Below are 24,987 nucleotides of genomic sequence, written 5' to 3'. Positions count from 1 at the left end.
AACGACATGGGATTTTTCCTCGAAGTACTCGTCGGCGGACTGCTGGCGGGCGTGATGTATTCGATGGTCGCGATCGGCTTCGTGCTGATCTACAAAGCGTCCGGCGTGTTCAATTTCGCGCAGGGTTCGATGGTGCTGTTCGGTGCGCTTACGTACGTGAGCCTCGTCGAGCGGCACGTGCACCCCGTGCTGGCATTTGCGATCACGTTAGCGGCCCTGGTGCTGATTGCGTTGCTGATCGGCCGGCTCGTTTTGCGACCGCTGGTGAATCGGCCGCCCATTGTTCTGTTCATGGCGACGCTCGGCTTGAGCTTCATTCTCGAAGGCGCCGCGCAACTATTCTGGGGCGCCCAGGTGCACGGTCTGGACCTCGGCATCGACGACAAACCGCTGAACGTGGCCGGCGTCATGATCAGCCAGTTCGACGTCTTTGCCGCAGCGACCGCCGGCGTGCTGGTGATCGGCCTGTCGCTTCTGACCCAGCGCACGCGGCTCGGGCTGTCGCTGCGCGCAGTCGCCGACGATCCGCTCGCCGCGCTCGCTATCGGCATACGGCTGCCGCGCGTGTGGGCGATCGTATGGGCTCTCGCCGGCTTTGTCAGCCTCGTGGCGGGGCTCCTGTGGGGCGCTCGGCTCGGTGTGCAGTTCTCGCTCTCGCTGGTGGTGCTGAAGGCGCTGCCGGTGCTGATCATCGGCGGGTTTTCGTCGATCGGCGGGGCGATTGTCGGCGGCCTGCTGATTGGCGCGTCGGAAAAGCTTGCCGAAGTCTATGTCGGCAGCCTGCTCGGTGGCGGGATCGAAAACTGGTTTCCCTATCTGCTCGCGATGCTATTCCTGCTCGCGCGGCCAGTCGGTCTGTTCGGCGAACCCGCCGTTGAACGCGTGTGAGGCCCGCTATGTCATCTCTTCACACCACGCAGAACACGCTGCGTCGGATCAAACCGTACCCGGTGCAATTGCCGGGGCTGAAGCTATGGTTCGCGGCGATTCTCGCGCTGATTGCGTTCGTCGCCGTGCCGATACTCGGCAACGACTACTGGCTCAATGCCATTCTGATTCCGTTCCTCGTGCTATCGCTCGCGGGACTCGGGCTGAACCTGGTTACGGGCTACGCGGGCCAGCTCTCGCTCGGCTCCGCGGCGTTCATGTCGGTCGGCGCCTATGCCACCTACAACCTCATGGTGCGGATGCCGGGGTTGCCGCTGGTCGTCGACCTACTTCTCGGGGGATTGATCACTGCCGCCGTGGGCGCGGTGTTCGGTTTGCCGAGTCTGCGTATCAAAGGCTTCTACCTGATCGTCTCCACGCTGGCTGCGCAGTTCTTTGTCGAATGGATCTTCACGCGAGTCAGCTGGTTTTCCAACAACGACACCTCGGGCGTACTCAGCGCGCCACGCCTCACGGCATACGGCTGGAAAATCGACACGCCGGCCGCACGCTATCTGCTCGTACTCGGCGTCACCACCGTCCTGTTCATTCTTGCGACCCGCCTCGTGCGCAGCGAACTCGGCCGACGCTGGATGGCCGTGCGCGATATGGACACGGCCGCACGCGTGATCGGCATCCCGACCGGCCGCACCAAGTTGCTCGCCTTCGCGCTGAGTTCATTTGTGATCGGCATTGCCGGCGCGTTGTGGGCATTTGCCTATCTGGGTACGGTCGAGCCGCACGGCTTCGATCTCAATCTGTCGTTTCAGGTGCTGTTCATCATCATCATTGGCGGCATGGGGAGCATCGGTGGCAATTTTCTCGGGGCGGCCTTCATCGTGTTGCTGCCCATTCTTCTCTCCAATGCCGCAGGCGCACTAGCCACCATCGGCATTGAAGCCGGTCAGTTGCAGAACCTGCAGAAGATCCTCTTCGGCACGCTGATCATCGTTTTTCTCATCAAGGAACCGGACGGACTCGCAAGACTGGTTCAGACCGCGCGGAATCGTCTGCGTGACTGGCCGTTGCGCCCATGACTTCGTTTTCACGCATCGCTCGTTAATCCATCGTTTATCCATTCAAGGTCTATCCAGTATGAATTTCATCGACTCCTTCAAAAGGCGCGGGACAGTCTCGCGCGTCGCCGCTGCCGCGAGCCTGATGCTTGCCCTTAGCACCGCGTTTGCGCCCACCGCTCAGGCCGCGGGCGAAGAATACTTCCCGCTGCAAAGCTACCGCGTCGGGCCGTATGCGGCGGGCGGCAGTGGCTTCTTCGGCGGCTTTATCGACTATATGAACCTCATTAACAAGCGTGATGGCGGCGTCAATGGGGTCAAGCTGACGTGGAGCGAATGCGAAACCGAATACGTCGTGGAAAAAGGCGTGGAGTGCTACGAGCGGCTCAAGAGCGGCCTGAACGGCGCCCCGGCCGCAGCGACCAATCCGCTCTCGGTCGGAATCGCCTATGCGACGCTCGATCGTTCGACCGTCGACAAGATCGCGCTGGTCACGATCAATCACGGCCGCACGGATTCCACGGACGGCGCTGTATTTCCGTACGTGTTTCCGCTTCAACTCAACCCATATAGCGAAGTCTCGGCGATCGTTAATTACATCGGCCAGCAGTCAGGCGGGCTGAATCAGCTGAAGGGCAAGAAGATCGTGGTGCTTTACCATGGTTCTCCTTATGGCCGCGAGACGATTCCCGTGCTCGATGCGCTCTCCAAGAAGTACGGCTTTGAACTCACGCAGATCGAAGTCCCGCATCCGGGTAACGAGCAGGGTTCGCAGTGGCTCACCATCCACCGGATCAATCCGGACTGGGTGATTCTGCGCGGCTGGGGCGTGATGAATCCGGTCGCGTTGAAGTCGGCGCAGAAGGTCGGCTTCCCGGCGAACCACATCATCGGCAACATCTGGAGTAATTCGGAAGAAGATGCCCGTCCGGCAGGCGACGCCGCGAAGGGCTTCATTTCGATTACCACGCATCCCTCCGGAACCGACTTTCCGGTACTTCAGGCGATCAATCAATATGTGATCAAACCCGGCAACGGCAACTTGAAGGACCCGGCGCGCTTCGGTACGGTGTATTACAACCTGGGCGTCGTCAACGGCATTCTCAACGTCGAAGCGTTGCGCGTGGCTCAGGCCAGGTTCGGCGACAAACCGCTTACGGGCGAACAGGTGCGCTGGGGGTTTGAGCACTTGAATCTCGACGACGCGCGTCTGAAGCAGTTGGGTGCGTACGGCCTGGTTCAACCGCTGAAGCTCTCATGCTCCGATCACGAAGGCGGCGGCGCCGTCCGCTTCCAGCAATGGGACGGTCAGCAATGGAAGGTGATTAGCGGCTGGGTTCAGGCCGATCGTGCACTGTTGCGCCCGATCATCGAGAAATCGGCGAACGCGTATGCCAAGGAAAAGGGCATTACGCCGCGCGATTGCAGCAAGGACCTCTGAGCATGAGCGCCGCCCCGATCCTGCAGGTCGATGACATCGCCGTGACCTACAGCCAGCTCATTCCGGCATTGCGCGGCGTTTCGCTGACCGTGCCGTCCGGCGCCATCGTCGCCTTGCTGGGCGGCAATGGCGCGGGGAAAACGACCACGCTGAAGGCCATCTCGAGCCTGATTCGCGCGGAACGGGGCGAGCTCACGTCGGGCCGCATCGCGTATCGCGGCGATGCGATTACCGATGCGGACCCGTGGACGCTCGCCGAACGCGGCCTCGTTCAGGTGCTGGAGGGACGGCGCTGCTTTGCGCATTTGTCCGTGGAGGAGAATCTTCGGCTCGGCGCGTTCGTGCGACGACCTGCCCGCGCTGATCTCGAGGTGGATCTCGAACGTATCTACGGCACCTTCCCGCGACTCAAGGAGCGTCGTAAGGCGCTTGCAGGCTATACGTCCGGCGGCGAACAGCAGATGGTCGCGATCGGCCGCGCGTTGATGGCGCGGCCTTCCCTGGTGTTGCTCGACGAACCGTCGATGGGGCTCGCCCCGCAAGTCGTCGAAGAGATCTTCGAGACGGTGGCAGCACTCAATCGCGACGACGGCGTCAGCTTCCTGCTGGCAGAGCAGAATGCAGCGATCGCGCTGCAGTATGCGCAGTCCGGGTATGTGCTCGAAGGCGGCCGCGTGGTTGCGCATGGGACGGCAGAGGCGTTGCTGGAACTGGATACGTTGCGCGACGCCTATCTTGGACGTGGCCAATCCGCCACGAGCGGCACGCGCAGAGGGTCGCGCCACTCTGTCCTGTGACTGGTCGGCCAACGCCGCGGAAACTAATATCATGCCGGTCGATAAAATCTCTCAAGCCTTATCCGCGGAATGCGCAGCCAGCCTTTTTTCGAGGTGCGGGATCTCTTCACTCCGGACCGGTTTGCCCAGAAGAAAACCCTGAGCGTGCGTGCATCCGCAGACGCGCACGAAATTCAACTGCTCCTGCGTCTCAATGCCTTCCGCCGTAGTGGGCATGCCGATCTCTCGTGCCAACGCCACAATCCCGCGAACCACGGCCGCGGATTCGCGTCGATGCACGGACTCTTTTACGAACGAGCTGTCGATCTTCAGCTTGTCGAATGAGAAGCGCACAAGCGTCGACATGGTTGAGAATCCTGTGCCGAAATCGTCGAGCGCGAGGCCGATTCCCAATGCGCGAAGGTTCTCGACGTTGTGCCGGGTGACGATATCGTCGCTCAACAATACCGTTTCCGTGACTTCGATATTCAGGCGCGCGGGCGGCAATCCCGTCTTGCTGAGGATCGCCGCAACCGTCGACGCGAACGATTCCTCCCGCAATTGCACCGGCGAAACATTCACGGCAACGCTCACTGCATCACGCCATGTGACAGCTTCCGTACAGGATTGCAGCAACGCCCACTCACCGAGTGCGAGGATAAGGCCCGTACGTTCGGCCGTCGGAATGAACGAGGACGGAGAAAGCTCACCGCGCGTCGGGTGTGTCCAGCGAAGCAGCGCCTCACGACCGGAAATCGTATCGTCGGCGAGATCGACGATCGGCTGGTACTCCATGCGCAGATCGCTATAAGACTGCATCGCGCCTTCCAGATCGCTTCGCAGAAGGCTCAAACTTTCGTCGGATGCGTGCCTGACGGCATCGAAGATAGAGAAGGCACTTTTGCCACTGCGCTTGACGGCGTACAACGCGCGGTCCGCGCAGATCAGCAATTGTGGTCCCGTCTTTGCGTGCTCCGGATAGAGCGAGACGCCCACGCTCGCGCCGATATGCACCAACGCTTCGCTGAGTGTGAAAGGTCGCGCGAGCGTTTTGACGATACGGTCTGCCAGCAAATGGACGTCGCGGGTCAACGCCGTGCCGTCGGTAATGGCAACAAACTCGTCGCCGGCGAGGCGTCCGACCAGGTCGCCAGTCGGCAATACTTCACGCAATCGAATCGCCGCTTCCTGAAGGATCTGATCGCCGGCGGCGTGACCGAGGCTGTCATTGATCGCCTTGAAGCCGTCGAGGTCGATTAGTAGAACCGCAAATCGATGATTCTGCCGTAACGAGCCTGCCGCCGTACGTTCCAGCAGCAGCTCGGTAATGCGAGCGCGGTTAGGCAGACCCGTGAGACTGTCCTGGTGAGCCAACCGATGACTGCTTTCACGCGCCAGCAGTAACGCAACGGTGTCGCGATTGCTGCGCAATGCCACAGTAAAGAAGCCTGCCGCGCAAAACGGCGCCTGAAACAGCAGCACGAGCTTGCCGGAGCCGGGAGAAAGCGCCGCCCCGCAACCCAACAGCCCGAGAATGAACGAAATCTGGAGAAGCACCAGCCTGGGTGTGCCTGCATTGCGCCCGGCTAGTCCGCCGATCACACCCACGGCGCAAACGTTGCCGAGCAGAAAAAGCGTCTGATTTCCGCTGGTATTGCACAAAAAAGTGCCATAGCCGAACAGGACCGCCCAGAGAAGACTGGCAAAGAGAAAAGCTGAGGTAGGGGTTGGCAGATTGCGGGCACTGCGCTCGCAGCACAGCCAGATCAACGCGAGACGCGTTATCAGCAGCGCAACCACGGCGCCGCCCCACCACGCGTAAAGGGCTCTGGGATAAAGGTAGTAAGCGGTTGCGCAGACACTGATTTCGCAGATCGACGCAAAGACAATCGACGCGGTTCGAGTGAACAGGTTGGCAAGCAATATTTGCCGATTGTCAGCGCTCAGGTTCTGAGCGGAGGACACCACCCACTTGAAAAATGGAGACCTTGGTTCGCTGAAAGCCATGACCTGCGCATTTTTAATGGTTAATGGGTCGACTCGGACACGCCTCGCAATTATTACGTAAACACCCACTGTCCGTTACAACGCAATTGCGCTGGCTTATTAGACACCCTTATTAGACACCCTCATTGGACACCCTCATTAGACACCATTACGCCTGTCCTACAGGCAATGCGGCGGCGCCTCCCGTCCGAAGACGCGAGCATCCCTTGCGGATTGCTTCACGCTCCGGCGAGAGATGCGGTCATTCAGGCTATTTCTACAGGCACCCGCTTTGCCAAAGCGCACATCAGCTCGTACCCGATCGTTCCGGATGCGTGAGCGACGTCATCGATCTTGACCTGGTCGCCCCACAGTTCGACCTTGGAACCGATCTGCGCATGCGGGCACGGCGTCAGATCGACCGTGAGCATGTCCATCGAAACACGGCCCACTACCTGCGTCATGACGCCGTCGATAGCGATGGGCGTACCCGTCGACGCGTGCCGCGGGTATCCGTCCGCATACCCACATGCGACCACACCAATACGCATCTCGCGGTTCGCGGCGAAGGCGCGGCCGTACCCAACCGTTTCCTCCGCCGACAACGACTGCACACCGATCACTTCGCTCCGAAGTGTCATCGAAGCGCGCAAGCCCACGTCGTCAATGTGGCGCGACTGACCGGTGGGTGAACCGCCGTACAGCACGACACCAGGCCGCACCCAATCTCGATGCGCCTGGGGATGCCACAAAACGGCCGCTGAATTCGCGAGGCTTCGTTGACCCGGTATGTCTTGAGTCACCGCATCGAAGCGATCCATCTGCCATGCCACGTCGCCATCATCAGCATTCGCGAAATGACTCATCAACGTGATGTCCGCAATGCCAGCAATCGATCTGGCCTGCTCCCACGCGGCACGATACGCATCGGGCCGGAATCCGAGTCGGTTCATTCCGGAGTTCATCTTCAGATGCACGTTGACGCGTTCATGCGACGGCGACAGGCGCAACAGATCGAGTTGCTCACGGCAATGCACGGCCATGGAAAGATCGAACTGTTGGGCGATTTGCACGTCACCTGGCTTGAACACACCTTCCAGAAGAAGGATCGGCTTGGTCCAACCCAACTCACGCACACGGACTGCTTCATCGAGATCGAGTAGCGCAATGCCGTCGGCATTCGCGAGTGCCGGGAAAACGCGATCGATTCCGTGTCCGTATGCGTTGGCTTTGACCACGGCCCAAGCCCGTGATCGAGAAGCCCTTTGGTTGACGATGGAGAGGTTGTGGCTGACTGCGGCGGGATGAATCTGTGCGACGATCGGGCGTGGCATAGGAGGCGTTGAGGGCTAGTTTGGAAAGGGAATGAATGCCCGTTGGTAAAGACTGGCTTTGCGGCCTACAGGCAGATTTTTCCACTATCGTATCCAGCTCAAGCCAGTTTTTGTTACTGTATTGTTTGGATTTTTGGGTTTATCTATTGGCTGCTCGTTGCTGCTTGAAACCCTTCCCGGCGGTTCCGGAGATCGGTCCGCCGGGAGGGTCCATCACCTCACAAACGCGATACTGACAGGAGCAGGTATGTCAACCGATTGCCCGGTATCCGACACCCTGCCTGACGCAGGGTCGATGCTGAACACATTCACTTTGCCGCTGCGTTGGTTGGCGACCAGTATCCATTTTCCCGACGGGTGGATTGCAAATCCCCATGGCCTCTCACCGCCCGAGGACGTGCGCTGAACCAGCGAAAGCTCTCCCGAATCGGGGCTAGCGCGATAGACAACTAGCGCGTTTTCTCCACGGTCTTCGACATAGACAAAACGCCCGTCGTGGCTGACCGCGACCTCGGCGCCGCTTTTCACACCCTGAAATTGCGGGCTGCTTGTCGGCACCGATTGCACGAGCGTCAAACGTCCTTGCGACGCATCCCAACGTAGCACCATGATTTCGGCAGTCAGTTCGGTCAGCAGATAAACGAACTGACCGCTCACTCCGAAAGCCAGATGGCGGGGGCCACTGCCCGGCGGGGCAATGAAAGACCGTGAATGCGTCCCGTCGTCCGGCGACAACGTATGGGTGACCCTGTCAAAGCCGTAAACGAACACGCGATCAGCACCCAGATCGGGAACGAGTGCGTATCGGCCGGACGGATCGACTGCGGCGCTGTGGGCATGCGCGCTCGCCTGCCGCCGGTTCGGCCCGGAACCTGCCTCCTTGATCGTGGACGCGAGTGAGCCCAGGCTTCCGTCGCCGTTGACCGCGATGCTCGATACAGACCCACCGCCGTAATTGGCAGCGAGTAAGGTCATGGAGGGTATGTCCAAGCCCAGATTCGTGGTTCCGCTACCGCCTGTGGCGACCTCGTTCAATCTGGTGAGCGCGCCGGTCCCGCGATCCACGGCATATGCGGTGACACTTCCCTCTCTCGTATTGTCATCGTCGACCGCATAGAGGATCGGCAAGCGAGGATGCGCAGCGACCCATGTGGATTTCAGCCCCTCAGCAACCGGGCCGATGACGGTCAGTTTGCCGGTGGACGCGTCGAAGCGCAGCGCGTGAATCTGCCGCTCCTGTGTTCCCACGTAGACGAGTTCCGTTTGTGCATGTTCCAGTAACGTAGCGGCACTGTTGTGGCCGCTGTACATTCCGGCTAACAACGTAAGCGTTATAAATACCGCCACAGCTCCGTACCGCATCAACCTGTTTCTCTGGTGGGGCCGTGTCATAGTCCGCTAGCTTGGAGGTCAGATAGTGTGGGAAGAATGCACACGCAGTCTGGCTCCATATTGCTCAAGGAATGCGTGCGGGCAATCATCCGCTATTCCCGACCCCGGCTCACCACGACGCAATGTCGGCGAAAGCGATCAACGGTCTCAGCATTGTCAACGGGGTGAACGGGCTGGCTAAGCGTATTCGATTCGCCACCGCGCGTCCCTGCACAAAAATCAGATTCACTGGTATTTTTCGATCGCGCCTATTGCACATTCAGGGTCCATCCGAATCACAGACCCACCTATTGCGACAGGACCTTGCGCTGAGCCTGCTGTCGAGCAGCGAGGCGAAACTGGCTTGGCGCTTGACCGACTTCTCTCCGGAAGAAACGCGTAAAGTACGCGGCATCCGCAAAACCAAGCCAAAAGGCGATCTGCTCCACCGACATGTCGCCGAAAATGAGGTTGCGCTTTGCCTCAGTGATAATGCGTGCGTGAATCATTTTTGTAGGGCTTTGCTCCGCAGCGGAAGCACAGGCCGCACGCAGTTGCACCAGGGAAATGGCCATCATTGACGCATAGTCCTGAAGCGGTAAGTTCTCCCGGTAATGTTCGTCAATCAACTTACGGAAGCGATCAACCTGGCGAACATCGTTGCGTGTTGCACCGTCATTGCCAGTCTGGTCCAAACGTGTTTCACGAACCAGCATGAGCAAAAGCGTCGTAAGCAGTGCTTCTGTACCGACCACATGGCCGACAGCATCTGACTCAACCTCCTGCTTAAGGCTCTCGATCAAGCTGGCAAACTCCATTCCCGCCTCGGCGGAATAGGAGAGTGGGATCATTCGGGGCAAGGCCCAGAGCGCGATGAACTCACGGAGTTTGGCGTTAACCTGCGTCAGATAGGCTACCTCGATCGTCACGACCCATCTGTCAGCGTCGATCTCATAGTCGAGACCGTGAACGCATTCGGTCGGCAACAGCAAGGCACACGGACCCTCGAATGGCACACTGCTACCCTCGAGATTCATTACACCGCGCCCGCTACGAACGAATATCACCTGGCCATAGGCAGGATGCGCGTGAGGTTCGGTGCGCCAGCGGCCCCGGTCGGTGACATGCCCAACGTGCACAAACCAGTTTTCATCCTCAGGGCGTTCAACGTACAAACGGACCTTTGGAACGGTTGTCAGCTTCGCTTTGGGGATCGATTTGGGCTGGTACTTTGCCACGGCACTATGTGTCATAAAGTCTCCTTGGCCGCCGAATCGATTGGGTAGCGGCCGTCATTGACATTCCGGCCTTACGCAGAAGACTTCTGGCGCTGATTCCGCGCGGTCCTTATTTTTTCGATTCCATCATAGCCCTCTCATGGAGCCGCGGAAACAGCCCATATTTTTCCATACATTTCGGCGAGGCATGACCTGCGATTTACCCGAACGATGGCATCGATCTCCCGGCACCGATGCCGTCACCATCAGAATCTATGCAACATTCCAACGATGATGCCGCGCGTGTCAGCGCCCGGCGCGACCGCAATACCGGTATACCCGGTGCCGTTGAGCGTGAATTGCGCGCGATTCCGATTCTGGATAAACCCAGTAGAGCCATATAGCGTGGTCAGCTTGGAAAGGGAGTAGGAATAGGTCAAGTCCACTTGCTGTGCGTTGTTCCCCTTGCCTGTTTGATCATGCGCATAACCATACATAAGCGAAAGCTGGTCAGCGGAACTAAACGAGTACGAACCCGATGCTTCGTAGACGTCACGCTTCACGCTGTTATCGGTCTGATGCTGCGTATGGTATGCCAGATAGAACCGGGCAGCCCCCACCCCGACAGAGCCCCCTGCATTGAAAATCTTCAGGATTGAGGTTCCGGCCGCATTGGCCGCCTGTTCATATCCTGCAGCCGCACAAAAGGGCCCGTTCGCGTAGCGGACTGCCGCGTTCTTGACCTGACGCATCGACGCAAGCGCATGCGTCTCGATGAGATGGAGCCCATGGCGCGCGTGGACTCAATTCGTGCGCGCCGTTTGCGCCGCGCGCACGGATCCGGGCCACGTGCCACTGCATATGAATTTTCTGGGCGACGTGGCACGGTCCGATTGCCGGACCGTGTATTCATCCTGCGCGTTCGACCTCGCGCGTCGACGATTCGAAGAAGGCTCCAGTCACCGGACGCACTGGCTTCGAAGTAAGAATATTGGATGTGCGATCGCACGTCCCTATACAAAAACTTGATTCACTGGCATTTTTTCGAGCAATCCAGCGAAAGGGTCTTTCGCCGACGAATTCAATGACCGGTTCCCGCAGTCGCGTCGCGTTCACCGCACAGTTCACTTCGCCGACGATCTGCCGCAGACACCCCCTCCACCACACGACAAAAAAATGCCAGCGAATCTAACTTTTGTGTAGAGGCAGCCGATCGGGCGTCCCATACCATTCGTCACAACCGCGACAGAATGATCTGCGTTGAATTGCTCAGCCAGTTGCTGACGGTGCGGCCGCAATAAGAAAATCTATATGGACGGAGACATGACGAAAATATCAGTCGCTTTGCGCAAGCCGCTTCTCGGTGTGGCCATGTTCTGCTGTTTGAGCGAGTTCGGTTACGCGGAGGTGTACACCGCACCTAGTGAATCGGCTCCATCGCAGACCCAGCAGACCCAGACGAACGGTGCCGCGCCCCTCACTGCACCGGACTTGAAATCGGGGGAAGTCACCGGCGCGCCGCCTGTATCGTGGAACGATACGTATATCGGCTACCGCTACGGCAGTGATTTTCACTACCCTGGCGTTCCCGACAAAGTTGCCCAGAACATTGGTTATCTCACGACGACCGGCGGTTTCAGGTTCGGTAGTTACGCATTCAACGTGGATTACCTCGTCTCGAACTCCGCGAACCCGGAGGCTGGTGGTCCCTCCTCAGGCGGAGCGCAGGAGGTGTATAGCGTTGGCCGAATCGAGTTGAGTGCCGGAAAGATTCTTGGGCGGCCGGTGGGCATCGGCATCATTCGGGACGTCGGCCTGACCGGCGGTTTTGAATTCGGCACCAAGAACGACGCCTACGGAGAGCGTGCGCGCATGCTCGTTTTCGGTCCGACTATCGAGTTCGCGTTGCCACGCGGGTTCCTGAATCTCACTGCGGGCCTTCGAACAGAGAGCAACCATAACGGTATTACCGGCGTCGACGTACGCTTCAATACCGCGTGGCACATCGAGAGTTCGTGGCTCTTCCCGTTCCGGGTGGGACCGTTGCCGCTGGTATTGCGCGGGTTTGCCAGCCTGACCGGGCCGAAAGGAAAGGACGGTTTCGGTGTTGAGACGACGACGGAATTTCTCACTCGCGTATCACTGCTAGCCGATCTGGGTTCATTCGCCGGTCACCCGCGTGCAGTGTATGCAGGCGTCGGTTACGAGTACTGGCATCACATGTACGGCACGCCAACTAGCGAAACGGTCGGCACGATAACGTCCGTCCCCATGCTGATGGCCGAAATTCATTTCTAATCAGCGACCCTCGTGAGCGTGATCATTGGCGACCCGTCATGCGGGTTGCCAATCGTTGTTTGACGGAGTTCATTGACGTCGTTCTTCCTCCATCGAGAAACGCTAGCCCTTCACCACGTCCGTAGGCTACGCTGCCATGGATCGTTTCCTTCGGCCAGTTGCGCTTCAAAGTGCTCCCGCGTGGTTGGCTGTGCGCGCTGGACGGCCTTGCTGATAACATCGGACAAACGTTCGTAGCCACTCACCTTACGAACTGGAAGAGACTTCGGCGTCTCCGAACTCTCTTCACGACAAGAGAGAACACAATGGAGACAAATCTAACTAAGCGATCAGCGCCCGAGAATCCCTGGAGCATTCTCGTTCTCCTCGCGCTCGGGCTGCTGATTTCGTTTGTTGATCGCACGAGCCTGTCTTCCGCGCTAGCGGACAAGAGCTTCGTTCGAGAATTTTCACTGACGAGCGTCGAGCGTGGCTGGCTCAATTCGGCCGTCTTCTGGTCCTATGGTCTCGTTCAGATGCCTATGGGTTGGCTGGTTGATCGCTATGGCGTGAAATGGCCTTACTCGATCTGTTTCGTGCTGTGGTGCATTGCGGCGGCGGCCACAGGCATGGTGACGACGCTGTCCGCCCTGATCGTCATGCGTCTGCTCATCGGCGTGGCCGAAGCTGTCGTGGTCCCGGCCACCTATCGCTATCTCGCCAACAACTTCGAGGAGACCCAAAAAGGCACAGCACTCGGTATCTTTTCGATTGGCGGCAAGATGGGGCCTGCACTCGGCGCGCCGATTGCAGCCTGGATGATCGTCACGTATTCCTGGAAGATGATGTTCATTGCGACTGGGCTGGTCGGACTGATCTGGCTGGTGCCATGGCTGCTGATGGTGAGGAACGACTATCCCTCCAGAGGGCAACTTGCGGCGGCGATACACCTGGCCTCCTCGGTGCCGCTCAGAAACTTGCTGTCGAGTCCGGTCGTCTGGGGCGGGCTGATCAATAACTTCTGCTACAGCTATTTCGCCTTCTATTGCATGACCTGGATGCCAGCCTATCTGGTCGAGCAACGCGGCCTTTCTCTCGAGAAATCCGGGCTCTACACCTTCTTCAGCTTTGTGGGCATCGCCATCGTCGCCGCGATCGCGGGATGGGCCGCGGACCGGATTATCGCCCGCGGCAACGATGCCGTTGTCGTGCGTAAATGCTTCATCGTTGCCGGCTTTATTGGCGGAACAACCGTTCTGCTCGGCGCCTACGCCCCTTCGCTCGAGATGGCACTGTTCTGGAACGTGCTCTCACTCTCGTTGCTTGGCCTTGTCACCGCGAATAACCTGGCGCTGTGTAAACTAACCTTGATCCCCAGGCAGGCGGTCGGCTTGAACACAGGACTCCAACAGGTCGCCACCAGTCTCGCGGGCGGTATCTCAGCCAGCCTTTCAGGCTGGTTGCTCCATCTTGGCGGCAGCTACACACTACCCATGATGGCGATCTTCGCCTTCCTGCTGATCGGTGCAACGAGCACCGTGGTTCTGCTTCAGCGCAAATGGGCGCCAAAAGTCAACGACATTGCTCACGAACCCCGGCACGCAGAAACGCAGACCTCTGCTTAGGTGCAGGGTAACGCTGTTGAGTAAAGAACACTCCGAATAGAAAGCGCTGTGCGAAAGCACAGCGCTTTTTTCATGCCGCTGCGAGGACCGGATTACGGGTTGGGAACGTACAACGGCATCGCCTCTTCCCACAAGGTATCCGTGATCGGATGCTGATCCGTCCCATCCGCATTCATCACCCAGTTCTGGCCGTCAGGTTGGAAGCTGTTGTCGTACAGCGCGAGTTCGTCCCTGAAGCCATAGGTGCCTGAGCTGTACGCGAGCCGGCCATCCCAGGTCCAGACGGCATGGCCCTGGTTCGATCCATCCGAAGTCAGGCGCGTCAGACCCGTGCCATCGGGTTTGATCGTGAACACGTCATAGTTGAATTTGTTCGGATCGGTTGGGTCGATCAGCTTGCGGGTGAACACGATCTCGCTGCCATCCGGCGACCAGCCCGGCAAGTTGTCTGCCTCGTTGGTCAGGACGGTGGTGGTGCGCGCATCCAGATCGAGAACGCGCAGCCCCTGCACCTTGGGACTCCATACGCGGTAGACGATCTTCTTCCCGTCCGGCGAGTAGCTCGGGTAGCCCGAATTGATGGAACCGTCGGTCAAGGCCTCCGCGTGGCCTTTCATGCTGCCGTCGGCCTTGATACGCATGATCCGGCCTGGGCCGGCAGCGCGCGTAAAGAACCATTGGCCCACGCCGAACGCCACCCACTGCCGATCCGGTGACCAGGTGGGCTGAAATGCGCCGGCCAGGCCCTTCTTGATCATGTCCTGATCGAGACCACTGGTGGCTGGGTCGTAAATTCGCGTATAGCCAGAGAAGTCCGGATTGATGATGGCAATGGAAGAGTTGATCGCTTTCTCTGTGTACACCAATTTCTGGTGATCCACTGACAGCTGTGGGAACACGTCGACGTAGGTGTACCTCCACGCAGGATCGAAGCTGAACAGCGCCGTGCCATTTGCATGCGCGGGACGAAGCGATATTTTTTCGTAGACCATCTTGCTGCCGTCCGACGAATAGCGTGGCGAGCGAATGCCCGTGTTGCTCGTGGATCGGAACATGCCAGCCGTGGTGTAGATACCCTCAGTGTCGCCGCCCTTGACGTGATACGCGACGTTGGTCTCACCCAGATACTGCGGGAATACCTTGAAGCCGGGCGTCGACGTCAAAGTCGTCCTGGCAAGGTCGGACAAATCCACCGACACCAGTTGCGAGCTGACTTTATTGATCAACTCCGGACGGTGCGCGCCCCAAGTCGACTCCACGGGCGTTTCATAAAACACGACACGCTTGCCGTCCGGTGACCAGGATGGCGACCCTTCGTCAAAGCCTGGATTGCCGGCAATTTTCTTCCAGCCGGAGCCGTCGGGTCTGATGAGATAGATGCTGCTTTCCTGCGTGCGTTCCCAGCCAACCGGCAGATTGTGGCCGCGCCAATCGCTGCCCGTATCGGAAGAAATGGCAAGACATTTGCCGTCTGGGGACCAGGAAGGTCTGAAATAGCTATGCGGTTTGGTGGGATCGAATTTCAGCGCACCCGTGACGTTTTTCAGCGCACCAGTCGCAATGTTCAGTGTCCAGATGTTGGTGGTTCCGAAATCGCTCGCGCCCCTGCGTGATGAGACGAATGCAATGAGGTTAGAGTCGGTGGGCGAAAAAACGGCGGCATCGTCAACGGCAATGTGATTGGTGAGCTGCTGCAGGCCCGTACCATCCACTTTGACGCGATAGAGATTTGACTCGCCCAGGCCGTCACGCTCCGACGTGAACACGATCCATTGCCCGTCTTTCGAGAACGCCGCGTGATAATCAAAACCCGCGGTCGGAATCAGCTTGTGTTCATCTGTCCCGTCTGCATTGGACACATACAGCTCGGAAGTCACCGGACCGACGCGGTTGAGCAGCAAGGTTCCATTTTGCGCGGCACCTGCTCCCGCTGAAATGAAAATCCAGGCGCCCCCGATTGCCGTACAAGCCAGGAGTTTCTTCAAAGACGAAGTTAAATACACAGCGTAATGCCTCCATTAATTATGCGTAGGTGAGCGGCGTGACACCGCTCAACCGCTCCTGCGCCGCCATTTTCGTCGACGCATCGTGCTTCCGTTTCCTGCCGCTCCTTTCCGTGTTCCGTCATTGCTCAGCGAGCATTCAGCCCAGATTTCCCGTGACGTCATCGAACAGTTCGTCGACCGACAGGCGATGTGGAATGATCTTCTGGTCCAGCGCCCAATCGATTGCCAATCGAAGTACTTTGCGGTTCTCTTCCAGTCCGATCGGTGGAAAGATGGCCGGCACGCCGCCTTCAGTCAATGCGCGGCTTTCGACAATCATCCGATACAGCTCGCGAACGATGTCCGGCCGCTGCTTCGACACGTCCTCATGCACCACGAACATGTGGTTGATCGGCACAACGCCTTCCCGCGCAAACCAGTCTTTGGCCGCGGCCTGCGCATCGGGAACGAGCGTGCGCACACGCGGGTCTTTCGGCATATCTTCACCGAGCAAGGCCGCGCTCAACTCGCCATCTAGCATCATCTGCGGGATCGAGGATCCCGCGGGCAGGCGCACGCAGTTATCCGGATCGCGATATTCGGCGAGATGCCCGTCGCCGAGTGTCATCCAGGTCACCTTGTCCAGATCGACACCGTATTCGTGACGCAGAATGCCCCGGATCCAGAGCGCAGTCGTTTGGGTATAGGTGCGAACGCCGACCTTCTTGCCTTCGATATCCTTCGGGTCGAGGTGGCCAAAGTCGATGTTGAAGCCGGCGCAATGATGCTGGAAGCGCCCAGATATCGGCGTCGGCAGCATGACATAAGGCTTGCCGTAGGCTTTCGCCTGCAAAAAGGTGACGATCGCGAGCTCGCCCGCGTCGAAGGCGTTTTCTCGAACCATTGCCTTGAAGCCGTTATGTGCCGGAGTCGGTCCGCAATAGTCGAGCTTGACGATGTCCGAACTCACCCGCCCGCCCTTCATCGCCTTCGTGACCGGATAGTCGGCCAGATTGGCGCGTAATGTTGGCACCTCTGTGGGCACCCTGTTCAGTGTCGTTGTCATTGATGTTCGTCCTTAGGCTTGAATGGGTTTACAGCCGTACCTCGATGAGACACGGGCCAGGCTCGTGCACCGAGTCGGCCATGGCCTTGTGGAAAGCTTCGGCTGTGTCCACGGCGACGGCGGGAACGCCCATGCTTTTCGCCATGGCCAGCCAGTCGATACGCGGACGATCGATATCGATCATGGCCAGCGCGCGCGCCCCTGGCGCACCGGCGCCCATGTTGGCGTACTCGGCCTTCAGGATGGCGTAGCTGTTGTTGGCAAAGATGATGGTCGTGATGTTCAGGCCCTCGCGTGCCTGCGTCCACAGCGACTGGATGGTGTACATGGCGCTGCCATCACCGACCATGCAAAACACACGCCGGTCGGGGCAGGCCAGCGCAGCGCCGGTGGCGACCGGCGTGCCATAGCCGATCGAGCCGCCCATGTTGTTGATGAGGTCATGAGGGGCAGCGCCAACGGTCAGCCCCATCGTCTCGCGGCCAGTGGTCAGCGATTCGTCGACGAGAATGCAGTTTTCGGGCAGCGCGGCGGCGAGCGCCTGGGCAATGCTGGCGGCCCCCAGAGCGCCGGTCGGCGGCGTCGCATCCGAACGCTGCTGGAGGACGCCTGCCGTGTTCGTCGCGCCGAGCGCCTGAACCAGCATGTCGAGGCCGGCGGCGCTATCCTCGCCCATCTCGACCAGCGCATGAACACTGGTGCCGGGTGACTTGAGCAAGCTCGGTTTGTCTGGGTAGCTAAAGAAAGCGATCGGCTCGGTCGTCTCGACCGTGATGATGTGTTTGAAGCTGTTCAGATACTCGACGGCTTGCCCGACTGCATAAGGAATACGTTCGAGCGTGGCCCGCCCTGCCCCGCGTTCGATCCGCGCACTAAAGAATTGCGTCGCGATGCGACAGCCGGTCGCCGCCTTGATCTTGCCCGCCAGTTCGAGCGCGCGACCGCGTGTCGAGTGGCCGGCGAGGACCATGAGCGTGGGCTCGCCCGAACGCAGCACCTGCGCAATGTGCTCGATGCGCGCAACGTCTGGAGTCTTCGCTGCGGCGGCTACGGTGCTCGGCGGCGCGACCTGCTCGCCCGCCTCCTGCCACGAGGTATCACCAGGCAGGATGAGCGTTGCAATCTGCCCCACGTGTTCGCTCGCCTTGCTCACCGCGGTTGCAACGTCCCAAGCCACCGCGCGCGGCGATTCGACGCGGCGCACCCAATGACTCAGCGGCCGTGCAAGGCCTTCGATGTCGGACATAAGCGGAGGGTCGTACTTCAGGTGCGCGGCCGAATGCTCACCCACGATGTTGACCATACCCGACGATGCCCGTTTGGCATTGTGGATATTGGCGAGCCCATTCGCGAGTCCCGGCCCGAGGTGCAGGAGTGTGGATGCCGGCGTCTCTTTCATCCGGTAATAGCCGTCCGCGGCGCCCGTGCAGACACCTTCAAAAAGACACAGGACGCTGCGCATGCGTGGATTCTCGAGCGCCTTCAGAAAGTGCATCTCCGAGGTACCCGGGTTCGCGAAGCAGATGTCGACGCCCTGATCGGTGAGCGTCTGAACCAGACTTTCGGCTCCGTTCATTCAATACCCCGCCATCTCGCGCGCCATGCCGACCACGCCATAGCTTTTCAGCGGAGCCGACATCAGGAAGCGGTAACCCTCTTCGAGCAGCCGCTTGTGATTCTTGGCGTTGACATGGGGATTGCCAACGACCACCTTGTGCTTGTGGCAGGTCTCGACGATCTGCCGCATGGCATCGGCTACAACCGGGTGCTCGTAATCGCGCGGATGGCCCAGTTGCTGGCTGAGATCGCCCTCGCCAATGAGGATGAAGCCGATACCCGGCACATTCGCAAGAATGTCATCGAGGTTTTCAATCGCCTCCGTGCTTTCGCACATCAACCCGACCAGAATTTCGCCCTCGGGGGCCAATGGCCAGACATCTGCCTTCTTGTAGTAATCGGCCATGCTCAAACCCCAGTAGCGTGCCGCGTTGGCGGGGCCGTCACCGCGGATTCCCTTGGGCTCGTACAGCGGTGCGCCCTTGGGCCGGGCGTAACGGCACGACGCGACAGCGTTATAGGCTTGCTCCACCGTCGACACATGCGGCCACACCACGCCATAGGCGCCGCGATCGAGCACCTGCTTGGCAAAGGACTGATTCATTTCCGCGCCGTTGGCGGGAATACGCGCAATTGGCGTAACGCGCGGCGCGACCGAGCCGGATTCGGCAATCTGCTTCCGGTTCAGCATGTACTGCATCGCATCACCCAGCGCCGATACGTCGTAGGGGTTATGTTCCATCTCGAAGACGATGCCGTCATAAGGCGCGTCGCTCATCTCGATGGCAGACTGCTTGTCCAGCTTGGAAAACGCAGCGAAGGCCGGCTTACCGGATTCGAAAGCGCGAATAATGCTATTGAGGCGGGTGTCGCTCATGGTCTTTCTCTCTCGGTGATTGGGTCCACAGGGGTTGCATGAAGCCGGATCAGTCGGCCGCTTTCCAGTACATGAAACCCATCCCCTCGCCGGTGCCGGCAGGCGTGCGCCAACAGGGGACGTAGTCGACCAGCGTCATCTCGGCGCCCGTTTCCTGAACCGCCTTCATCACGCTCACGTAGAGCTTGATTTCGGAAGTGCCCGACTGATACGAGCGGTCATCCACGGCGGCCAGGCCGTCATAGTCGTAGTCGGCCAGCATCTTCATGATGCTGTGGTCGAACTCCTCGTCGTTGACGAAGTGGGACAAACCGCCCGAGGCGAAAATGCCGACCCGCACATCGTCAGGCCATGCATTGATCGCATCGCGCAGCACCCGTCCAAATTCGATGCAGCGCGACATCGAAGGCTGCGTCGGCGGATAGAAGCAATTCATGATGATTGGCACATGCGGCGGCGGGTTGTCGCCCATGATCTGGTGATAAACGAAGCTGTAGGCATGCGGTACCACCGGATACTCAGGCAGCGGCTTCATCCACACGTTGTCGGGCCACGCAAAAAGATCGGTCAGATCGAAACCTTCGCCCTGGAAATGCTCGATGAGATACGCGGCCAGCTTCGGATGACACTTGTGTGTGACGTGGTGGTCGGGTGCATAGACAGCGCGCTGCGGTGGCCCGTTGTGAACTTCTTCGCCGCTGTAGATCGCGATCGATGGCGAGAAATCGGTGAAGATTTCCTTCTGGTCTTTGCCCAGAATGATCGCGACGTCGATGTTGGCGTCGCGGTAGGCGGCGGCCATCGCATCGAGCGCGGTACGGCAACGCGTGGCGCGCGCAGTGCGCTCCTCGAGCGTCAGGAATTTCTCGAACGCTGCTTCGCGGTGCGCTTCTAGCTCGGGATAGGTCCAGGTCCGGTTGCGGTACCACAACTCCGGATTGTTGCGGTCCCGTTCCCCGTTCTTCAGCCAGTCCTCCGGTGCTTGACCGAGCATGCCGCTATGCGGCACTGCCATCCCGAATACGATCTTCGCCATATATGGTTTCTCAATGAATTAATGTGTGCATCAAGGCCGGCTGGTCCGGCCATGCCCTGCGTTCTAGGCTTGCCGCAGCGAGCCGTGCGTTTCGGTTACCTTGGGCGCCCATTCGGGACGGAACAGGATCATCGTGGTCAACGCGCCGATCAGCAGGAAGACCAGGATCATGAGCATCGGCAGGTCATAGCTTCCACTGACGTGGAGCAACCAACCCGACAGACTTGCCGCCACGCCGCCCGCGAGACTGGTGGCCACCTGCTGCACGCCCGTGACCAGTCCGATCGTCTGCTTCGGAATCAAGGTCAGGCGCGACAGCACGAGATTGTTCGCGGTGGTCAAGCCGAGCAGCGAGAGCGAGAGCACATTCCAGAACAGCGCCATCTCAAGTGAATGGGCATAGGCGCCGAGCAGAACCGTGCATCCGCCCACGAAGCCCGCGATAGTGAAAGCCTTGCGCACCCGAATCGGGTCGCCTCCCCGGGCGATGATCCGGTCCGCTGCCCATCCCGCGATCGCCGCGACGATCGCGATTCCGGCGAAGCTGAAGAACGTATAGAGCCCGGACCTTGAAATCGACAGGCCGCGTTGCTCGACCAGATAGGCGGGCATCCACGTCATGCAATAGAACGTGAAATAGCCGTAGCAAAAGTTCGTGATCATTCCGCCCCACACCACCGGGCTGGACAGGATGCTGCCGAGACTGACTGTACGGGCGCTTCGATTCGCCGCCGTGAGCTGCGTTCTGGAGGGAAGGTCGTTCCTGACCAGCAGAAGCCACGGAGCCAACCACATCAACCCGACAAGACCCGTCGCGATGAACATGACTTGCCACGAATAATTGACGATGAACCAGGCGCCCACCGGCGCGCCGAGTGCAGGACCAAACTTGTTCCCCATTGCGAGGAGGCCTACAGCCAGGCCGTTTTGACTTTCGTCGAAATTGTTGCGAATCCAGCGATAGCTCGCAGGAATCACGATCGCTTCGGCCATGCCGATGATCAGACGCATGACGACCAGGCTCGCGAGCGCCGTCACCGCCCCCATGAGCGCGGTCGCGATACACCACAGCGCAAAGCTGATTGCGTAAGGCCACTTCACGCCGTAGCGGTCAGCCACATAGCCCATCGGCACCTGGAACAGACCATACGACCAGAAGAAAGCCGAGTTGATCCAGCCGCGATCGACGTTCGTCAGCGAAAAATGTCGAACGAAGCCTGCGTCCGCCAGTGTCGAAGAAATGCTGGTGCGATCGACAAAGGAAATCAGCACACCGATCGCGAGGAGCGCGAGGACAGCCCAGCGGCTCGCGATCCCGGGTCGTCCAGGTTTGCTTGTCTCCATCTGCTCTTTCTCTTTAGTGTGATTGGTTCTGCGTGCCGGCCACCGCAAACCATCTTCGGTTGCCGGCACGGAGGCGACGCAACGTCAGGCCAGGGCCGGATATAGTCGCTGCGCGGTCTTGCCGAAAATCCACGCGCGGTCTTCGTCGCTCAGACATGCCAGACCCGCCTGGGCCGTCGCGAGGATTTCCGGGAGCGTCCCGGGCGAGGTCGGATAATTGGAGCCCCAGGCCATCCGCTTTGCACCAAAGGCTTCCACCACGCGCGGGAAGAATGTTTCGGCGCTCGCCTTTTCCTTCTTCACATCGCCAAAGATGCGCGGCGTGAGCTTCAGGTAGATGTTGTCGAGCGACGCCAGGTCGAACAGGCTGCGCGCCGCGGCATAGGGCGCACCATCGGCTACTTCGGGGCGCCCCAGGTGATCGAGGATGATGGGCACCTTAGGGAAACGCCGTGCAAGCGCCGTGACCTGCGGCAGTCCGATCGGCCCCGTCTGGATGCACATCGTCAGGCCGAGTTCTCCGCACAGTTCCCACGCTGGGAACGCACGCGGATCGTCGAGTTCGCTCGGATCGAACTCCTTGGTGCTGCCGCCGGTGAACAAACGCAGACCCGCTAGACCGAGCCCGACCCATTCCCGAATGCGTTCCGGTGCATCCGGCTGCAGTACGTCAACGGAGCCGACGGCAACCAGCCGGTCTGAATATTTGCCGCAACCTTCAACGACATAGCGATTGTCGAAACCGTAGGTCGTCGAAGAATGAACCACCGCGGCCTTGGCGACGCCGGCCGCGTCCATCGCCGCGATCAACGTCTCAACGGTAGTGGGACGCTCCTTCGACCAATCCGAGCGCTTTCCGAACAACGGCGCCGGTGGATAGCGGCTCTCGTCATCGGAAATGATGTGGGGATGGATATCAACGATTGCGGAAGTCATGAGTGTCTCTGTGCGTGTTTCATTGCATATGGCTCGCGCCAAAGTTAGTTGCCGCGCGCTTTCAGGCGCGCATCGAGGCGCGGGTAGACGCGCCGCGCATTGCCCTCGAAAATCTTGTAGCGATCCTCGTCCGTCAGCGCAGTACACGCGTCGATATAGCGTTTGGTGTCGTCAAAGTACTGGCCGGTTGCCGGATCTTTGCCCCGTACGGCGCCGATCATTTCCGATCCGAACAGCACGTTGTCGGTTGGCACCACCTTGGTCAGCAACTCGACGCCCGGCTTGTGGTAGACGCAGGAGTCGAAAAAGATGTTGTTCAGCAGCCCTTCGAGCGGGCGCTCGCACATTTCAAGCGACATGCCGCGATAGCGCCCCCAGTGATAAGGCACCGCGCCGCCGCCGTGTGGAATCACGAGGCGCAGTGTCGGGAAATCCTTGAACACATCGGACTGCAGCAGTTGCATGAACACCGAGGTGTCGGCGTTCAGGTAGTGGGCGCCGGTGCCGTGGAAGCACGGATTGCATGAAGCCGCCACGTGGATCATCGCCGGCACATCCAGATCGACCAGCGCTTCGTAGATCGGATACCACTCGCGATCGGACATCGGTTTGCCGGTCCAGTAGCCGCCGCTCGGATCGGGGTTCAGGTTGCACCCGACAAAGCCCATTTGTTCGACGCAGCGTCGCAACTCGGGGATGGAATTCGCGGGCGCCACGCCCGGCGATTGCGGCAACTGGCACACCGGCGCGAAGTTGTCCGGATAGAGTTCCGTCACGCGGTGCACGAGGTCGTTCGATACTTCGGCCCATTCCAGGCTCGTGCGCTCATTGCCCAGATGGTGGCTCATCAATCCGGCGATCGGCGAAAACAGCGTCAGGTCGCTGCCGCGCTCGCGCTGCAGCTTGAGTTGACCATTTCCTATCGCTTCGCGAATCTCGTCGTCGCTCACATGCGCGGCGGCACGCGATGGCGCGTTGACCGGGTCGTTCGCGAATTCGACCTGCCTGGCTCGCCAGTTGCGGAATGAAGCGGGTACGGTCGTGAAATGACCGTGGCAATCGATAATCATGTCGTCTCCTGTCGACCAGAGTTGGCGCTTCAGCGCCTTACTCTGGTCCCATGCAAGATCAGTTGCGTGCGGGTCAGCGGGCCAATGGGTCCACAAACAGTTCGTCAATGGACATGCGGCGCGGCGTGAGACCCTGCTTGAACGCGGTGGCTTCAAGTGTTTCGATCGTCTTGAGGTTTTCCTGCAGACCGTACGGCAGCGGATCGTGTCCGACGATCTTGCGCAGTTCGAGGTACTTCTTATCGCTGGCGCTCGTCGCCTCGCCGGCATCGAGGCGCGCCAGCCATTCCTTTTTCGCCTGTGCGAAGGCGTCGAAAATCGATTTCGCGATCCACGGATGCTCGGCGAGCACCGCGTCCTTAACGACGACAGTGCCGTGCATCGGGTAGACCCCGGTGCGGGCGAAGTACTCGCTTTCGAGCTCGGTCGCATTGGGCAACAGATCGGGATAGTCGGCCTCGACCTCCTTCCATCCACCCGTGGGCGCGCCGGTGCGGCCGATACCCGCGGCGGCGGCAAAACCCGCCGACAATTCGCCTGTCGCCATCATTTCCGCCAACGAGCTTCCAGCCGGAGCATGGATGACGTTCGACGGCAGCTTGAGCTGCGTAACATGCTCCTCGTCATCGACAACCCAGGTCACCCTGGAAGAATCGAGGCCGAACTCGTCGATCAGGACCTGGCGCGTCCACACGCCGGTCGTGACCGAATAGGCGCGCACGCCGACCTTCTTACCTTCCAGGTCCTTGGGGGTCTTGATCCCGGCGTCCGGGCGCACCAGCAAACCGCCGTGGTGAAAACGCCGCACGACAAATATCGGCAATCCGACGAACGGCGCACCATAGGCGCGGGCGATGATGTAGGTTGTCGGCGCCAACTCGCAAACGTCGAATTCGACGTCGCGCACCATCCGGCGAAATGCGCCAATTTGCGGCTGGACTGTGATGAACTCGGCATCCACACCCTCGATGGAAATGGATCCGTTACGAATGGCCGATGTGTGGGGGTGCTCAGCGATTGCAATCTTGAGCGGGACTTTCCTGGTCAACTTCCTCTCCTATGTTGACCGGAGTTGGCGCTTTAGAGCTCACTCCGGTCCCATGCAAAATGATTGCGGACTTGTCGTCGCCGGCGGCTGGATGGAAT

Annotated in this window: 20 protein-coding genes; 6 read left to right on the top strand and 14 right to left on the bottom strand. The window is 59.7% G+C overall.

The annotated features are described in order from the left end of the window. The first annotated feature begins 6 nt into the window (after nucleotides 1-6). Genes KHO30_RS04150 through KHO30_RS04135 form a run of 4 tightly spaced genes read left to right on the top strand, consistent with a single transcriptional unit; the run spans nucleotide 7 to nucleotide 4,181 of the window. Nucleotides 7-888, top strand: a complete 882-nt coding sequence (locus KHO30_RS04150) for a branched-chain amino acid ABC transporter permease (RefSeq protein WP_054033662.1) — start codon at nucleotides 7-9, stop codon at nucleotides 886-888. An 8-nt stretch (nucleotides 889-896) separates the two neighbouring features. Further along, nucleotides 897-1,964 carry a branched-chain amino acid ABC transporter permease gene (locus KHO30_RS04145; RefSeq protein WP_211700129.1) on the top strand — a complete coding sequence of 356 codons (1,068 nt, stop codon included), beginning with the start codon at nucleotides 897-899 and terminating at the stop codon, nucleotides 1,962-1,964. Nucleotides 1,965-2,022: 58 nt separating this feature from the next. Further along, a complete protein-coding gene (locus KHO30_RS04140) occupies nucleotides 2,023-3,384 on the top strand; it encodes an ABC transporter substrate-binding protein (protein WP_211700128.1) in 1,362 nt (453 codons plus the stop codon). A 2-nt stretch (nucleotides 3,385-3,386) separates the two neighbouring features. Next, entirely contained in the window at nucleotides 3,387-4,181 is a 795-nt protein-coding gene (locus KHO30_RS04135) for an ABC transporter ATP-binding protein (protein ID WP_200650763.1), read from the top strand. Nucleotides 4,182-4,232: 51 nt separating this feature from the next. Here the strand turns inward: KHO30_RS04135 and KHO30_RS04130 are convergent, their stop codons facing one another. From KHO30_RS04130 to KHO30_RS04110, 5 genes are all read right to left on the bottom strand, one after another. Then, complete coding sequence (locus KHO30_RS04130; protein WP_093636979.1) at nucleotides 4,233-6,167, bottom strand: putative bifunctional diguanylate cyclase/phosphodiesterase; 1,935 nt, start codon at nucleotides 6,165-6,167, stop codon at nucleotides 4,233-4,235. Nucleotides 6,168-6,412: 245 nt separating this feature from the next. Beyond that, entirely contained in the window at nucleotides 6,413-7,480 is a 1,068-nt protein-coding gene (alr, locus tag KHO30_RS04125) for an alanine racemase (protein WP_211700127.1), read from the bottom strand. A 213-nt stretch (nucleotides 7,481-7,693) separates the two neighbouring features. Continuing rightward, nucleotides 7,694-8,827 (bottom strand): lactonase family protein, encoded by a 1,134-nt coding sequence (locus tag KHO30_RS04120; RefSeq protein WP_244863936.1) that lies wholly within the window; start codon nucleotides 8,825-8,827, stop codon nucleotides 7,694-7,696. Nucleotides 8,828-9,159: 332 nt separating this feature from the next. Continuing rightward, entirely contained in the window at nucleotides 9,160-10,104 is a 945-nt protein-coding gene (locus KHO30_RS04115) for a helix-turn-helix domain-containing protein (protein ID WP_211700125.1), read from the bottom strand. Between the two features lie 230 nt (nucleotides 10,105-10,334). After that, entirely contained in the window at nucleotides 10,335-10,820 is a 486-nt protein-coding gene (locus KHO30_RS04110) for a porin (protein ID WP_244863935.1), read from the bottom strand. A 571-nt stretch (nucleotides 10,821-11,391) separates the two neighbouring features. On the opposite strand from KHO30_RS04110, the gene KHO30_RS04105 reads away from it, so the two are divergent. Further along, a complete protein-coding gene (locus tag KHO30_RS04105; protein ID WP_211700124.1) occupies nucleotides 11,392-12,366 on the top strand; it encodes a hypothetical protein in 975 nt (324 codons plus the stop codon). A gap of 305 nt (nucleotides 12,367-12,671) precedes the next feature. After that, on the top strand, nucleotides 12,672-13,970 hold the full coding sequence (locus KHO30_RS04100; RefSeq protein ID WP_211700123.1) for an MFS transporter: 1,299 nt from the start codon (nucleotides 12,672-12,674) through the stop codon (nucleotides 13,968-13,970). A gap of 92 nt (nucleotides 13,971-14,062) precedes the next feature. On the opposite strand, the gene KHO30_RS04095 is transcribed toward KHO30_RS04100, so the two are convergent. From KHO30_RS04095 to KHO30_RS04055, 9 genes are all read right to left on the bottom strand, one after another. Next, nucleotides 14,063-15,829: a hypothetical protein gene (locus KHO30_RS04095; protein ID WP_244863934.1), complete on the bottom strand. Its 1,767-nt coding sequence runs from the start codon at nucleotides 15,827-15,829 to the stop codon at nucleotides 14,063-14,065. Nucleotides 15,830-16,112: 283 nt separating this feature from the next. Further along, on the bottom strand, nucleotides 16,113-17,021 hold the full coding sequence (locus tag KHO30_RS04090; protein WP_211700121.1) for a type 2 periplasmic-binding domain-containing protein: 909 nt from the start codon (nucleotides 17,019-17,021) through the stop codon (nucleotides 16,113-16,115). A 28-nt stretch (nucleotides 17,022-17,049) separates the two neighbouring features. Beyond that, a complete protein-coding gene (locus KHO30_RS04085; protein WP_211700120.1) occupies nucleotides 17,050-18,597 on the bottom strand; it encodes an acetolactate synthase large subunit in 1,548 nt (515 codons plus the stop codon). After that, nucleotides 18,598-19,455, bottom strand: a complete 858-nt coding sequence (locus tag KHO30_RS04080) for an HpcH/HpaI aldolase family protein (RefSeq protein WP_211700119.1) — start codon at nucleotides 19,453-19,455, stop codon at nucleotides 18,598-18,600. A gap of 49 nt (nucleotides 19,456-19,504) precedes the next feature. Further along, nucleotides 19,505-20,491 carry a DODA-type extradiol aromatic ring-opening family dioxygenase gene (locus tag KHO30_RS04075; protein ID WP_200651770.1) on the bottom strand — a complete coding sequence of 329 codons (987 nt, stop codon included), beginning with the start codon at nucleotides 20,489-20,491 and terminating at the stop codon, nucleotides 19,505-19,507. A 63-nt stretch (nucleotides 20,492-20,554) separates the two neighbouring features. Further along, on the bottom strand, nucleotides 20,555-21,835 hold the full coding sequence (locus KHO30_RS04070; RefSeq protein ID WP_211700118.1) for an MFS transporter: 1,281 nt from the start codon (nucleotides 21,833-21,835) through the stop codon (nucleotides 20,555-20,557). A gap of 84 nt (nucleotides 21,836-21,919) precedes the next feature. Beyond that, nucleotides 21,920-22,771, bottom strand: coding sequence for an amidohydrolase family protein (locus KHO30_RS04065; RefSeq protein ID WP_211700117.1), 852 nt, complete (start codon nucleotides 22,769-22,771; stop codon nucleotides 21,920-21,922). A 44-nt stretch (nucleotides 22,772-22,815) separates the two neighbouring features. Further along, complete coding sequence (locus KHO30_RS04060; RefSeq protein WP_093636943.1) at nucleotides 22,816-23,841, bottom strand: amidohydrolase family protein; 1,026 nt, start codon at nucleotides 23,839-23,841, stop codon at nucleotides 22,816-22,818. Between the two features lie 73 nt (nucleotides 23,842-23,914). Beyond that, entirely contained in the window at nucleotides 23,915-24,889 is a 975-nt protein-coding gene (locus KHO30_RS04055) for a PhnD/SsuA/transferrin family substrate-binding protein (protein ID WP_200619005.1), read from the bottom strand. Nucleotides 24,890-24,987 lie beyond the last annotated feature (98 nt).

This window comes from Paraburkholderia aspalathi (genome assembly GCF_905220735.1).
GTDB classification, from domain to species: Bacteria; Pseudomonadota; Gammaproteobacteria; order Burkholderiales; family Burkholderiaceae; genus Paraburkholderia; species Paraburkholderia aspalathi.
The sequence above is the reverse complement of the archived record's forward strand: the minus strand, read 5'-3'. Positions and strand labels throughout refer to the sequence as shown.